Origin of the sequence: Shewanella sp. A32 (assembly GCF_029167175.1) — a bacterium.
Taxonomy (GTDB): Bacteria; Pseudomonadota; Gammaproteobacteria; order Enterobacterales; family Shewanellaceae; genus Shewanella; species Shewanella yunxiaonensis.
In genome coordinates, this window is sequence record NZ_JARFTS010000004.1 from 90,627 (window position 1) to 104,831 (window position 14,205).

10 protein-coding genes are annotated in these 14,205 nt (G+C 50.2%); all 10 read right to left on the reverse strand.

Going from position 1 to position 14,205, the window contains the following annotated elements:
- Position 1 precedes the first annotated feature (1 nt).
- A complete protein-coding gene (locus tag PY479_RS04835) occupies positions 2 to 3,253 on the reverse strand; it encodes an efflux RND transporter permease subunit (RefSeq protein ID WP_275483052.1) in 3,252 nt (1,083 codons plus the stop codon).
- A gap of 15 nt (positions 3,254 to 3,268) precedes the next feature.
- Positions 3,269 to 4,276, reverse strand: coding sequence for an efflux RND transporter periplasmic adaptor subunit (locus tag PY479_RS04840; RefSeq protein ID WP_212596613.1), 1,008 nt, complete (start codon positions 4,274 to 4,276; stop codon positions 3,269 to 3,271).
- Between the two features lie 169 nt (positions 4,277 to 4,445).
- Entirely contained in the window at positions 4,446 to 5,159 is a 714-nt protein-coding gene (locus PY479_RS04845) for an SIMPL domain-containing protein (protein ID WP_212593701.1), read from the reverse strand.
- Positions 5,160 to 5,369: 210 nt separating this feature from the next.
- The gene (putP, locus tag PY479_RS04850) at positions 5,370 to 6,821 is read right to left on the reverse strand and encodes a sodium/proline symporter PutP (RefSeq protein ID WP_275483053.1); all 1,452 of its coding nucleotides are present in this window, start codon (positions 6,819 to 6,821) and stop codon (positions 5,370 to 5,372) included.
- Between the two features lie 177 nt (positions 6,822 to 6,998).
- Positions 6,999 to 8,627, reverse strand: a complete 1,629-nt coding sequence (locus tag PY479_RS04855) for a BatD family protein (protein WP_275483054.1) — start codon at positions 8,625 to 8,627, stop codon at positions 6,999 to 7,001.
- Positions 8,621 to 10,690, reverse strand: a complete 2,070-nt coding sequence (locus PY479_RS04860) for a VWA domain-containing protein (RefSeq protein ID WP_275483055.1) — start codon at positions 10,688 to 10,690, stop codon at positions 8,621 to 8,623. The genes PY479_RS04855 and PY479_RS04860 overlap by 7 nt, the downstream gene beginning before the upstream one ends.
- Complete coding sequence (locus PY479_RS04865) at positions 10,687 to 11,673, reverse strand: VWA domain-containing protein (RefSeq protein WP_212593698.1); 987 nt, start codon at positions 11,671 to 11,673, stop codon at positions 10,687 to 10,689. The genes PY479_RS04860 and PY479_RS04865 overlap by 4 nt, the downstream gene beginning before the upstream one ends.
- Complete coding sequence (locus PY479_RS04870; RefSeq protein WP_275483056.1) at positions 11,667 to 12,185, reverse strand: DUF4381 domain-containing protein; 519 nt, start codon at positions 12,183 to 12,185, stop codon at positions 11,667 to 11,669. Before PY479_RS04870 ends, PY479_RS04865 begins: the two co-directional genes overlap by 7 nt.
- Positions 12,182 to 13,120, reverse strand: coding sequence for a DUF58 domain-containing protein (locus PY479_RS04875; protein ID WP_275483131.1), 939 nt, complete (start codon positions 13,118 to 13,120; stop codon positions 12,182 to 12,184). Before PY479_RS04875 ends, PY479_RS04870 begins: the two co-directional genes overlap by 4 nt.
- Positions 13,121 to 13,122: 2 nt before the next feature.
- Entirely contained in the window at positions 13,123 to 14,079 is a 957-nt protein-coding gene (locus PY479_RS04880) for a MoxR family ATPase (RefSeq protein ID WP_212593696.1), read from the reverse strand.
- Positions 14,080 to 14,205 lie beyond the last annotated feature (126 nt).

Sequence of the window (14,205 nt, forward strand, 5' to 3'; positions counted from 1 at the left end):
ATTAAGCTCCTTTGGCTTCTTCGGCCATTTGGATTAAATGACCAATACGATTACGCATGGCAGCGTAGTACAGTACTGGGATGACCACCAGCGTTAGCAGGGTGGAGATAAAAATACCGAAAATCAGACTGATGGCCAGGCCGTTAAATATCGGGTCATCCAGAATAAAGGTGGCACCGATCATCGCGGCGAGTGCCGTCAGAATAATGGGTTTTGCCCTCACCGCACCAGAATGGATCACCGCTTCTTCAAACGGTCTGCCTGCGGCCGTCTCTAGATTAATAAAGTCCACTAACAATATCGAGTTACGCACAATAATTCCGGCGAGGGCGATCATACCGATCATCGAAGTGGCGGTGAACTGAGCCCCTAGAAGCGCATGTCCTGGCATTACCCCGATAATGGTTAATGGGATAGGAGCCATAATGATCAGCGGTACCAGATAGGAACGGAAGTGGGCCACTACCAACAAGTAGATGGCGATCATTCCGACAGCATAGGCAATGCCCATGTCACGGAAGGTTTCGTAGGTGATCTTCCATTCTCCATCCCACTTCACGCTCACGGCATTCAAACCATCGGGTTGGTGGATGTAATACTGGTCAAAACCCAAACCGTTGGGACTGTCAATCTTCGATGCCATTTCAAACATACCGTACAGCGGGCTATCCAATGGCCCCGCCATATCTGCCACTACCATGATCATTGGGATCATGTTTTTGTGGATGATTGGCATGTCAATGCTGCCTTTATGAACGGTTACCAGTTCTGACAATGGCACGGTACCCCCGAATTGGCTATCAAGTTTCATTGATAACAGCTGGGTCAGATCCGGTTTGTCGGCTTCGTTCAGCTCCAAACGGATGGGTACTGGAGATTTCTGCATGTTCTTGTGCAGGACATTGACGTCAGTGCCACCGACAGAGGTTGCCACTAAGTCAACGATATTGGCATAAGGCACCCCCAACAGACTGGCTTTGCTACGGTCGATACTGACCTGCCATTTCTGCTGCATTGCCGGTAGGTAAATATCAATGTCCACCACGTCTTTCGTTTTGTGGAACAGATCCATTAACTCATGGGCAGCCTGCTCCCGAATGGATTCGCTTGGTCCATAAACTTCGGCCACAATCGGTGACCATACGGGTGGACCTGGAGGCACTTCCACGACTTTGACATTCGCTTGATATTTATCGCCAATTTTCTGCAGCGGTCCTCGCACCGCCAAGGCGATGTTATGACTATCACGATGGCGATGATGCTTATCAGTCAGGTTTACCTGAATATCTCCCGCTTCCTGGGTGCTGCGTTGGAAATAATGACGTACTAATCCGTTAAAGTTGATAGGCGCATGAGTCCCCGCATACAGTTGCATATTGCGCACTTCTGGCACCGTTGCCAGATAACCCGATAATGCTTTTAGCACCTTTTCGGTCTGTTCCACAGGTGTGCCTTCCGGCATATCCACAATCACCTGAAACTCAGACTTGTTATCGAATGGCAGCATCTTGAGCACCACTAATTGCGCTACTGGCAATGCAACTGCCATCAAGATCAGTGCTGCTACGCCCCCCGCCAAACCTAAACGCGCCTTACGGCTGTCAAGGAAGGGTTTAATCAAACGGGTGAAGATGCTGAGCATTTTCGGATTCACTGAATCCGGATTATGGGATGCGTCATCTGCCTTATGCGCCTTTAACAGGTGACGGCTAAGCCAAGGGGTGACAACAAAGGCAACACACAAGGAGATCAACATCCCCATGCTGGCATTAATCGGGATTGGACTCATATATGGGCCCATTAATCCAGACACAAATGCCATAGGCAGTAGTGCGGCAATAACGGTGAATGTCGCCAGAATGGTCGGTCCACCGACTTCGTCCACGGCTAACGGAATGAGTTCTGCAAAGGAACGTTTACCCATCGACATATGGCGGTGGATATTTTCCACCACCACAATAGCGTCATCCACTAAGATGCCGATGGAGAAAATTAACGCGAACAGCGACACCCTATTGAGCGTGAAGCCGTATGCCCAAGAGGCAAACAGGGTAATGGCCAAGGTAATACCAATCGCCACACCCACCACTAGGGCTTCGCGCATGCCCATGGTGAACAATACCAAGATAACTACAGCGGTAGTTGCAAAAATCAGTTTGAAAATTAGGGTGTTGGATTTTTCCGCTGCCGTCACACCATAGTTGCGCGAAACCGTGATATTCACTTTTTCGGGGATGAGCACATTGCGTGTTTGCGCAACTTTAGCCAGCACTTCATTGGCTACATCCACTGCGTTTTCGCCAGGTTTTTTCCCAATGGAAATCGTCACCGCTGGGAATATTCCTGCTTGCAACTTGTTGCCATCACGTTGGGTGTTGTAGTGCCAGGCACTGGCGGTGGGGATGTCTGCTTTAAGACTGATATCAGCCAAGTCTGACAAAAAGACCGGTGCAGCATGGCCGTTGGCGTCAGTATTGACGGCGACGACTAACTGCTTAACATCATCGACCGATTGCAGGAACTGACCTGCTTGCACCTTGATTTCCTGATTGCCCTGTACCAGCGATACTGGCATGGAAACTGAGTTATTGGCCGACAGCGCGGTACGGATCTTATCGTAGCTGACCCCATAGTAATTCATCCGCTGTGGGTCGATACGCACATTCAGCACCAAATCATGCGGCGCCACTGTGGTTACTTCACGAGTACCGGGAATACGTTTCAGCTCGGTTTCCATCCCGTGTGCCACATGGGTCAGTTGCTCTGCAGAAATCTTTGGATCTTCCGACCACAGCGTCAGGCTTACGATGGGGACATCATCAATGCCCATGGGCTTAATTTGTGGCTGACCCACACCGGCTGCAGTTGGCAACTTGTCTAGATTCGAATAGATCTGGTTATACAGCTTAACGATGGCGTCATTGCGTGGCACGCCAACTTTGAAAATGACGATGATCAGTGCGCCATCAGGGCGGGAAAATGAATACAGAGTGTCAATGCCCTTGATCTGGGAAATCACTTCTTCGGCAGGCAGGGTTACCAGTTGTTCAACTTCAGAAGGCTTGGCACCGGGGAAGGGGATATAAACATCCGCAAACGTCACATCAATCTGCGGCTCTTCCTCTTTCGGTGTCACTATGATGGCAAACACCCCCATCAGTAGGCCAAGCAGCGCCAGCAAAGGCGTAATTGCACTGTTCTGGAACTTGGCCGCAACCCGGCCAGAAATGCCTGTTCCTGTAGTTTTACTCATAGCCTTAACTCCCGCTTACTGCTGTACAGGATGGGTGAGCAACACCTGATAGGCATTGGTAGCAATCACGTCGCCAGCCTGCAATCCTGCCAGCACTTCCACATCATTACCGCGAGTTTCGCCTAAGCGTACTTGCTGCAGTACAAACTTGTCGCCTTGCTTGAGATAGACGCCAGACAGCTCGTTAACGCTGTAAAGGGCAGTTTGTGGAATGAGGGTAATTTCTCGCTCATCGACTTGGAACCGGGCTTTAATCCAGCTTCCAGGCAATAGGGCTGGGGTATCATCAGGTAAAGGTAAGCGAACTTTATAGGCATGCGATTGGGTGTCGGTAAAACCGAAAATCACCGGGTTGGTAACATCGAATTCTCGACCATCTGCTAAGGTCACTTTCACCGCTCCGGCTTTAATCAAGGCTCCACGATAACGTTGAGGCACTTGAATTACGGCGCGCATCTTGTCAGTCGCATATCCGGAAAGGAGTGCCTGACCGGGGCTGACAGTTTCACCGACTTCAACATGGCGTTGAGTCACCACGCCAGCATAAGGTGCAGATACCACAGTATATTTCAATGACTCACGGGCTTTGGTCACCTGCGCACTGGCCGCACTGGCGGCTTGCTTGGTGGACTTGGCATTGGCGATAGCCTGATCCATGGTTCCTTTAGAAATTGCTCCTTGTGGGAACAATTTTTCATAACGCGCCAAAGTCTTTTGCGCTTCAACGTTGAGTGCTTGTGCTTTGGCATAGTCAGCCTCGGCTGCAGCCAGCTCCGCCCCTTGTTCCTTACTGGTGATCTCTAATAACGGCGCACCAGCCGGGACGAGATCATTCACGTCGAAATTAAGCTTTACAATCCGGCCGCTGGTCTGGGCGGAAACGGTAGCGGACTTTACAGCTTCCAGTGTACCGTCCAACACCAGCATATGTGGGGCTTTCTGAGAGACGACAGTCAGCGTTGCCACATCACTGTTTGCGGCGTTCACCGCAGGGCTGACAGCTAATCCGAACCCCACCATCATGGTGGTCAACAACAGTCCTCGCATAGGTATTTATCTCACGGCATCACATTTATGAGAAAATTCTAATGGATGGTAACTCAATACGCAACAGCGTACGCGAAAAAATAAAAAATTAAGTAAACCCTGAATTAGAAACGAAAAAACGCAATCATGATTGCGCTACACTCACTTAGTCTTTCAGATAGTAGGTGAGGGTAGACACCACTCTAACCTTCTTAATGTATGGCGTATTGCTATCCCGATCACTGATTGAAAAGGTCCCCTGGCTGGCATTCTTAATTTTCCCGAGTGACGATTGAGAGTCACGGGCGAATTTCTCTGCCACCTCTCGTGCGTTTTCGGTTGCCTGCTGCACCATTTGTGGCTTGATGCTGTTGAGTTCGGTATAGATGAATTCAGTGCCGTTACCATAATTTTGTGCCACCGCGATATCATCCTTCGCCAGTTCCAGCAGTTTTTTCCTGCTGTCTAAGACTTTCTCTATCTGCTGGGTATAAATCGATACGGTTACTTTGGCGTTATAGCGAAATTTTACATTGGGATCGGCGTAGCCCTGCGCTTGTCGATCTTCAATAGACGGCTGAGAAACGCTGATTTCATTGCCACTGAATCCCTGAGCTAACAAAAATTGCCTGACTCGCTCCGTTTTCTTCTGAACTGAGTCATAGAGATTATTCAGATTGTTATCGACGTCATTAAAAGTGATTGGCCAGATCGCAATATTGGCCTTTACTTCCTGTTCGGCTAATCCTTTCACGGTAACGACGCGATCCATGGCTTTCATGGCTAACAGGCTGTTACCGATACTGGTACCGAGCAAATATAATCCGCTGCAGATGAATGCGCCTAAAAGCACGGTGGCGAGGGCGGTGTGTTTATTCATTCCGGGACTCCTTGTGTACGGAAAGAAATGTATGCTTAACGAGCGTTAATCATGCTGAAGTGCTTAATTAAGATAGCAAAAAGCGGGGAAAATGTTCACCCGCTTTACGATGCAAATTGGAAAACTAGATAGTTTAAGTGCTGGATGTGATGGCAATGCTTCAGCCCGCTATCAAATCAGCTTACCTCAGGTCAGCCTTTGGGCTCGTGCTCACAATGACTGTTTAACAGTTCGGTACTGCTGTACGGTATCGGCTGGTGGAGGAAACAGCAAACTCACAACAATCCCCGCCAGTGTGGCAAACACAAAGCCTGGCAACAATTCATACAAGGAAAAGATCCCGCCTTGGGCCAGTTTCCACAGCACCACGGTGACCGCACCCACCACAATGCTGGCAATGGCACCTTGACGACTATAGCCATGCCAGAACAGCGATAGCAAAACGACGGGACCAAATGCCGCACCAAAGCCGGCCCAGGCATAACTCACTAAACCCAGTACGCTACTTTTGGGATTCAGCGCAATGACCCCGGCTAATACTGCGATAATTAGCACGGCTAAGCGGCCCACCAGCATCAACTCACCGTTAGAGGCGTTAGGTCGCAGCCAGCGACGGTAGAAATCTTCAGTCACCACGCTGGAGCACACCAGCAGCTGAGAATCGATGGTCGACATGATGGCTGATAAAATTGCCGCAATAAGAATGCCGCCAATCCAGGGATTGAACGCAATTTGTGTCAGGTGAATAAAGACTGTCTCGGGGTTATCCAGCGGTTTGTCGGCAAAATACAACATCCCAGCGATGCCTGTTGCCAAGGCACCCAGCAGTGACAGTAACATCCAACTCATGGCAATGCGGCGAGAGACTGGTAAATCTTGTGTACTGCGAATCGCCATAAACCGACACAATATATGCGGTTGACCGAAATAACCTAAGCCCCAGGCTAACGCTGACAGTAAGCTGATCAGCGTCAGTTTGTCATTAAACAGCGATAATAGGGCGGGATCCAATGACCCCAAACTTTTATGGCTTTCGGGATGAGTGAACATACTGACCGGAACGATTAACAGTGCCAGCAACATCAGGCAACCCTGAAAAAAATCGGTCCAGCTCACCGCAAAAAAGCCACCAACAAAGGTATACGCCACAATCACCACTGAGCCGACAACCAATGCCACCGTGTAATCCATTCCAAACACTTTTTCGAACAAAATGGCGCCGCCTACCATGCCAGAGGAGGCGTAAAAAGTGAAAAACACCAAAATGGTAAGTGCGGAGACGAGTTTCAAGATGCCAGATTTGTCAGCAAAGCGTTTTTCAAAAAAGTCTGGCAAAGTGAGTGCATTGTCAGCCATCTGGGTGTAGACCCGTAGGCGTTTGGCCACAAATAACCAGTTTAACCAAGCGCCAAACAACAACCCAATACCAATCCAGGCTTCGCCCATGCCGCCGAGGTAAACCGCCCCGGGGAGGCCGAGTAACAGCCAGCCGGACATATCAGAGGCACCAACACTGAGTGCCGTGACTGCCGGCCCCATTTTGCGGCCACCAAGGATGTAATCATCAAGAGAATCTGTGGCGCGGTAGGCCCAGTATCCAATTGCCAACATTGCGACGAGATAAGCGACAAACGTGACTGCGATAGGTGTTTCAATTTGCATTAGATTTAACTGCTTGTTATTCGGATGTTATTGTTTGACGGCCAATCGTAGCAGATATTTGAAATTGCTCACAATATTGTTGTTTCAGTTAATTTTCACAAAACGACAACCCAATGATTTAGATTTGTTTTTTTTAAAAAAAAGGAGCCATGAGGCTCCCGATGGTTGAGACATCCATTAAGGATTAAGTGATGACAGTGGCGATTTTTGCTGTTTTTTCTGCAATTCGTCACTGCGAAATTGCGCGAGCGCCCCTTGTAATTCCTGATACAGCGGAGCGGTTTCCTTAGGCGTGCGACTATAATGTGCGGCCTGGATTTTGCTGGCAATTGCCGCGAGTGGTGCAGAGAGCTGTGTCAGCTGTCCCAGGCTAATATTTTGCCCTTTAATGCTTGAGACTTCATGCAACAACGCATTGAGGACCTCTGCTGCATCATCTTTGTCGATGGCACTTTGCAAATTTGCCGGCGCAGTGGGTGTCGTGGCAGTCGCCATTATCCGGTCTACAACCTTAATCGGCGCTTTACGACGGGCGCTTAACCACAATCCCAGTGTCACCAACCACAGCACGGCCAATATGGCGGTGGCGGCAGGCCAGTATCCTGCACTTGTCGTGGTAGTCGGTGTCGGCATTGTGAGATCGGGGGCCGGGGTATTGCTGGCAGGCTTTACCTTAATCTGTCGTGCGGGCAGCGTGGCGTACTCTTCTTTATTAAGATGCGGATTCCACCAGGCCACTTTCACTTCCGGTAGGGTAAAGTCACCGGCTTTGCTCGGGACGATCGCCACAGTTTGCGTCAGCTTTGCCACTGTTTGACCATCGCGGGCGATAGTCTTCTTAACGGCTTTATCGGGATAGCTGCGCATGCCCGGTGGTAACGGAATATTCAAATCCGGCAGGCTGGTTTCATCGGCATTGGAAGCATATAAACTGATGTTGCGCGTAATTGGCTGTCCGGCTTCATAAGTTTGCCCGTCTTTCCAGTCTTCCTGCAGGGCGACAACATCAGCAACCAACCAGTCACCGACATAACTTTGCGGCACCGGTTTGATGGTGACAACCGTGCTGTCTCCCTGTGCCTGCACCGGCCGACTTTCCTGAAATGAAAACATACCGCCACCAGCACCATTCACCAGAACATCGCCTGAGAAATTCACGCCGCTAATCATCAATTTGCCAGGATTATCGGCAACGATACTGTAGGTGCGTTCGATGACTCGATAACGTCTGCCATTAACAATATCGGTACTGTCTTTGTCATCGCCGACTTGCTTCACTTGAGCACCGTCGAGATTAGGGGCGGATAACACTCCACGTTGCAGATCCACTGCCAGATACAACTTCACTTTGTAAGTGATTAATTGTCCCACATAGGCTTCGTCACTGGAGACACTGGTGCGCAGAAACAGGTTTTGCATCTGTTGTGGCTGACTGGCCGAATCAACTACCTGCAATGCAATAGGGTTGGATTTAACGTCGTTGATTTCAAACGCTGGGATGGTCACTTGTCCTAGCTGCTTGGGCGAAATCAGGATTTGCCAGCGTGTTTCCTTGCGGGTGTCAAAATTGATGATTTGCGTGCTGCGACCCACGCTGGTGCGACCGACGATAAAGTTCTTGAGCAACGCGGACGTATCTAACGCCTGACTTTCCAGATCATCATCAGCGGTGACCGTTAATGCGATATATTCCCCTTGGGTCACCGGGTTTTTGTCGACTGACGCCTGCAGTTCTGTCAGTGCCATAGCTTTCAGCGGCAATAGCACCGCCAGCAGCAGCCAAAAAGAAATGCGTAGTTTTACCACTGTTGTTGTTCCTTGGGTGTCTCACCGCGTTGGCGGCGTTTTTGATATTCGAGTTGCATCTTATTACGCAGCAGTGCTTCTGGATCATCGACAACTGCTTTTAATGCCCGCTGCATATCAGCTGGCAGTTTATCTTTATCGTCCAGGGATGATGCTGCCACCGTGCCATTTTGGGACTGCTTCGGCGAGTTGTTTTCGGCTGGCTTGGCAGTGCTTGCCTGAGCTTGCTGTTTATCGTCCTGGTCGGCGTTATTTCCCTGGCTGGCATCGGCTTGCATCTGTGGCGACGGTTGCTGCTTATCCTCTCCCGATGAAGATTGTCCTTGCTGAGCTTGTGGCGGCGACTGTTTATCGTCAGCCTGCTTTTGTTGCTCATTTTTATCAGCAGCGGGCTGTGACTTAGCCGATTGCTCACGAGAATTGCTTTGCTGATCCGCCGGATCCTGAGCTTGTGACGACTTATTCTGTCCTTGCTGTTGTTCACTAGCGCTTTGCTGTTTATCGCCTGACTGCGGTTTATCGCTGCCTTGGTTATCGTCACCACTATTTTTTTGCTTGTCTTGTGGTTTTTGGTCCTCAGGGGGATTTGACTGTTGGTTTTGCTGCTGACCAGACTTATTCTGATCCTGCTTGTCCTGCTTGTCCTGCTTGTCCTGCTTGTCCTGCTTGTCCTGCTTGTCCTGCTTGTCCTGCTTGTCCTGCTTTTGTTTTAACAGCTGCTGTGCCAGCGCTTTATTGGCTTCCGCATCATCAAACTGCGTTTGCTGTTTCAATGCTTGGTCATAACGCTTGATCGCTTCTTCATAATTACCCAACTGCATCAAAGCATTACCCTGGTTGTAATAACCATCTGCGCTGTTATCCTTCTCAAATGCATGGAGTGCGGCTTGATAATCGCCAGCACGATAAAGAGCACTGCCTTGCCAAGCCGGATTGGCAAATTTGCCTGCCGCGGTTTTGAAATCCTGTTGTTTAAATGCCTGCATTCCTTGTTGGTCAGCTGTTTGCCAAAGATTGTCCCAACTGCTGGCATGGGCCTGCGGTGGTAATAGCAGCCCAGTGAGCGGCAGTGCCACCAGCCACATGGGCAAACCATAGCGGAATGCGGCTAGTAAAGGGATGAGTAGCAACAGCGATAAATATGGCCCCAAATCAATCCACACATCTCCGGCAACGTTGGTCGCTTTGGCATCATCGTTTTCGTCTTTCGACAGCCATTGGCGTAACTTAGTAAGATCGCTGCCGTCGTTTGCAAATGGGATCAGCATGCCGTGGCTACTTTGGGCAAGTTCGTTTAGCTGGGCATAATTGGTTGTTGGCACGACTACTTGATTGCTGCTATCCCGCATTAACTGACCATCACTTAAACGGACTGGTGCACCTTGGGCGGATCCCAGCGCCAGTATCACCAAGCGATATTGGCTATCTTGCAGTACCGCTTTGGCTTCGTTGAGTTGGTCAGTTGCTACACCATCGGTGACTAAAATAATGTCGCCTTTAATATGGCCACCTTGTTTGAGTAACTCTTTGGCTTTTGTCAGTGCGGCTGGCAGGTTTGAGCCTCTCACTGGCATGATATCGGGGCTGAGTGTCGGTAACAGATTCAGTAAGGTGTTGCTGTCGCGGGTGAGGGGGCTGATCACAAACGCATCACCGGCATAGGCCACCAAACCCGTTTCGCCCTCTTTGAGTCCTTTAAGCAGGTCCGTGACTCGAAAACGTGCCTGCGTCAGCCGGTTTGGTGACAGATCGGTGGCATACATCGATAGTGACATATCCATCAGCACTACACGGCCTTGGGTCGAGGCAAATACCGGTAATGATTTTTTATACAGTGCTGGTCCGCTGAGCGCCAGTATGGCGATACACCAGCTTAAGACCAGCAGTGGTAGCCATTGCCGACGTTGCTGCTGGGCGTGGCTGACTAAAACGCCAGCGAGATGAGGCGCAATATATTTGTTCCATTGAGAGTGACTGCCGCTGTATTTCAGTTTTAGCCATAAACCCAAGGCTAGTGGCAGCAGGGTGATAAACCATTCCGGCCGGATGAAATGCAGACTCATGATGACCTCCCGGATACGACTGAACGTGAGGACAGAACGCTACTAATGCTGAATAACAGACTGAACAGTACTGCCAGTCCTAATGGCCAATAAAATAGTTCCGATTGGGGACGGTAGGTCTGCGGGTTCCGACTGACAGGCTGCAACTGATCAATATCGTGGTAGATTTGCTCCAGCTCTTTGGGATTGCGCGCGCGGAAATACTTACCATGAGTCACGTCGGCAATCCGTTTCAGTTGATCTTCATCAAGGTCGGCAGACGGATTAACGCGTTGCACGCCAAACAACGTGCGTTGTTCCATAACATCAGCTCCGACCCCGATGGTATAGATGGTGACGCCACTCTTGGCCGCGATTGCGGCGGCTTCATCTGGATCAATGCTGCCAGCATTGTTGGAGCCATCCGTTAGCAATACCAATACTCGGTTACTCTTATCCAGTTGGCTAAACCGCTTCACCGCCAGGGCGATAGCATCACCGATGGCAGTCTGTTTTCCTACCAGGCCGATTTGTGCTTCTTTCAAATATTGGGCTACAGAGCGTCGGTCCAATGTCAGCGGCGCTTGCAAATACGCCGCATCCGCAAACAGAATGAGACCGATACGATCGCCAGCACGGCGGTCGATAAAGTCACTGACCACTTTTTGGATAACACTGAAGCGGTCGACGGTTTTACCATTGAGCACCATATCTTCAATCTGCATACTGCCAGAAAGATCCACAGCTACCATCAAATCGCGCCCTTGTGTCGGGAGCTCTATAGGATCTCCTAACCATTGAGGTCTGGCTAAGGCCAGGATTAGCAGCAACCATAACAACCATAGTACCCAGTGGCGTTTGGTTTTATTACTGGCTTCGGTGACATCATATTGCTGGATACCCGGCATCTGTAATTGACCACCAGCAGTAGTCAAAGGTTGAAACCGGATAATAAGTGGCAGTGGCAACAGTATCAGCAGCCAGGGCCAGGCAAGAGTTAACATGATTTCGCCCCCTTGCTAGCTTTGCGATAATAACTCGGCGCGCATTGTAACCATTGCTGACAAAGCGTCAGCAGCTCGCGGGTAGTGTCAGTGTCGCTATGAGGTTGATAACGACTTTTCAAAAGGCGGCTGAATTTTCCGTGCATTTTAATTGGCAGCGCTTGGTCTAGGTATTGATACCAGTCTTCACCTGTTAGGCTGGCCACCTGTTCTCTGCCGCCATAACTGATCGCACAGCGCTTAAGTAAGCTGCTCAGTTGCAGCATCAGTTGGGGATCATTGGCATCTAACTGCGAAAGCAGTTGTAACGCAGCTTTGGCCGGCGCCTGTTGGCGCAGGTGGCGTTTGTGGCGCAGGTAAAGCCATACGATCAGCGCGATGATTAACATCAGTGACAGTATCAGCAGTGCCAAAATTCCCGGTGCGGGTGGCCAAAAGCCAACCTCAGCTGGCAGCCGGATATCTTTCAGGGCATTGAGTGCCGGATTGGCAGTAGTGGACGTTGGCGTCATCTTAACAAATTCATTTGTTGATTGAGATTTTGCCCGGCATCTATCAATCGCACCGGGATACTCAGAGATTGCATCATCTTTTCAAAGTGCCACAGGCTGTGTCGTTGCCGTTCTAACCAGGCATCATAACTGTGGCGGTCCAGTACCAGCGACTTTCCCTGATCCCGTACCGGCAGTGAAAACCGTTTCGGTAATTGCAGTGTGCCGTTACGCAAAGGATCCGTCACCACAAATGCGGCGACTTCGTTATGACGGGTCAGCGCTGACAGTGATTGACGACAGTCATCATCAAAACCATTGCCATCAGTGATCAACCATACCTGTGAACCGGGTTTGGTCAGTCGCACCAACTGTCGACAGCTCTGCGCCATCAATCCCTGACTCGCCGACACGGGTGTTTCAAGGTGTTCCAGTTGGTGTTTATGTACTTCTGTCATCGCAGAAATTAATGCCAGAATTCCATGTTCACGGGTCCGGGGTTTTAACTCCCGACGCTTATTATCGCCGACAATCAGTGCCCCGAGGCGGTCGCCCTGCTGAATGGCATTCCATCCCAGCGTTGCGGCTAAATGAGCTACCTGTACTGACTGTAACAGCAAAGTCGAACCAAAATAGAGACTGTGTTTCAGGTCAACCAACAGCAGTACCGGCCGTTCACGCTCCTCAACAAATAGTTTAGTGTGCGCTTTGCCGGTTCTTGCCGTCACTCGCCAGTCGATAGTGCGGACATCATCACCGTGCTGGTAGTGACGAACTTCCGCAAACTCCATCCCACGGCCCTTTATCAGACTGCTGCGATTGCCTGCCATAGCGGCTCGTGCGCGAACGCTTCGATCCGGTATTGCTCTGGCGAGATTGCGGCAGGCTAGCAGTTCCGCCTCGCTCAGATGCACGCCATCAGCGAAGAGCGGCAAAGTGTTCGGTGGCGTTTGCATCATTAGGGCACAGCTACCTGACTGAGAATATGGTTGATCACTTCATCCCGGCTGATGCCTTCTGCTTGCGCCTGATAACTCAGCAGTAACCGATGACGCAGCACATTTGGCAGCACGGCCTGAATGTCTTCTGGCGAGACAAAGTCTCGTTCGTGTAACCAGGCGCGGGCGCGGGCGCAGCGCTCAATGGATTGAGTGGCACGGGGACTGACACCATATTCTAACCATTTGGCTAACTCTGCGCTGTATCGTGCTGGCTGCCGGGTCGCCATTACCAGATCAACGATATAACGCTCCAGTGGCTCGGCCAGATAAATCTCCAGTGCCTGCACACGCGCACTGAAAATATCGTCCTGTGAAATGGGCGTCATTTTTTCCATCGTGCGCGTTTTGGCTTCATTACGCGACAGCCGCAAAATCTCCAGCTCAGTTTCTGCACTGGGGTAATCCAGATTCAGGTGCATCAGGAAGCGGTCTAACTGCGCTTCCGGTAATGGATAAGTGCCTTCGTTTTCTAAAGGGTTTTGCGTCGCCATCACCAGAAACAACTGTGGCAGCTTATAGGAATGCTTGCCGACCGTAACTTGTCCTTCCGCCATCGCTTCCAACAATGCTGACTGCACTTTGGCCGGAGCGCGGTTAATTTCATCCGCCAGGATCAAATTGTGGAAAATCGGTCCGGCTTCGAATTCAAAGGTACCGGTCTGCGCGCGGTAGATATCGGTGCCGGTAAGGTCAGCAGGCAACAGATCTGGCGTAAATTGGATCCGGTGAAAATCTCCCTGGATCCCATCACACAGCGCTTTCACTGCGCGGGTTTTTGCCAGCCCTGGAGGCCCCTCGACCAATAAGTGGCCATCGGCAATCATGGCAATCAGTAGATTTTCAGTTAACGATGGCTGACCAACTATCACATGGTCAAGATATGTTCTTAATGCGTGAAAACGACTTAACGGCATAGGGCTTCTCTTTTCCAGCTCGTGCAGTGTCAACTGCAGGGTTTTCCTGTCATTGTGCGGAATATTGCAGACCGATTGAAGTACAAAATACTATGAATTAACAGTTAATTTTTATTTAGATTGTTG

Coding starts and splice junctions, on each gene's coding strand:
- putP (WP_275483053.1), bottom strand. CDS start 6,821: ATGCAAATTGAAACACCTATCGCAGTCACGTTTGTCGCTTATCTCGTC.
- PY479_RS04835 (WP_275483052.1), bottom strand. CDS start 3,253: ATGAGTAAAACTACAGGAACAGGCATTTCTGGCCGGGTTGCGGCCAAG.
- PY479_RS04870 (WP_275483056.1), bottom strand. CDS start 12,185: ATGACGCCAACGTCCACTACTGCCAATCCGGCACTCAATGCCCTGAAA.
- PY479_RS04880 (WP_212593696.1), bottom strand. CDS start 14,079: ATGCCGTTAAGTCGTTTTCACGCATTAAGAACATATCTTGACCATGTG.
- PY479_RS04875 (WP_275483131.1), bottom strand. CDS start 13,120: ATGCAAACGCCACCGAACACTTTGCCGCTCTTCGCTGATGGCGTGCAT.
- PY479_RS04840 (WP_212596613.1), bottom strand. CDS start 4,276: ATGATGGTGGGGTTCGGATTAGCTGTCAGCCCTGCGGTGAACGCCGCA.
- PY479_RS04860 (WP_275483055.1), bottom strand. CDS start 10,690: ATGAGTCTGCATTTCATCCGGCCGGAATGGTTTATCACCCTGCTGCCA.
- PY479_RS04845 (WP_212593701.1), bottom strand. CDS start 5,159: ATGAATAAACACACCGCCCTCGCCACCGTGCTTTTAGGCGCATTCATC.
- PY479_RS04865 (WP_212593698.1), bottom strand. CDS start 11,673: ATGTTAACTCTTGCCTGGCCCTGGCTGCTGATACTGTTGCCACTGCCA.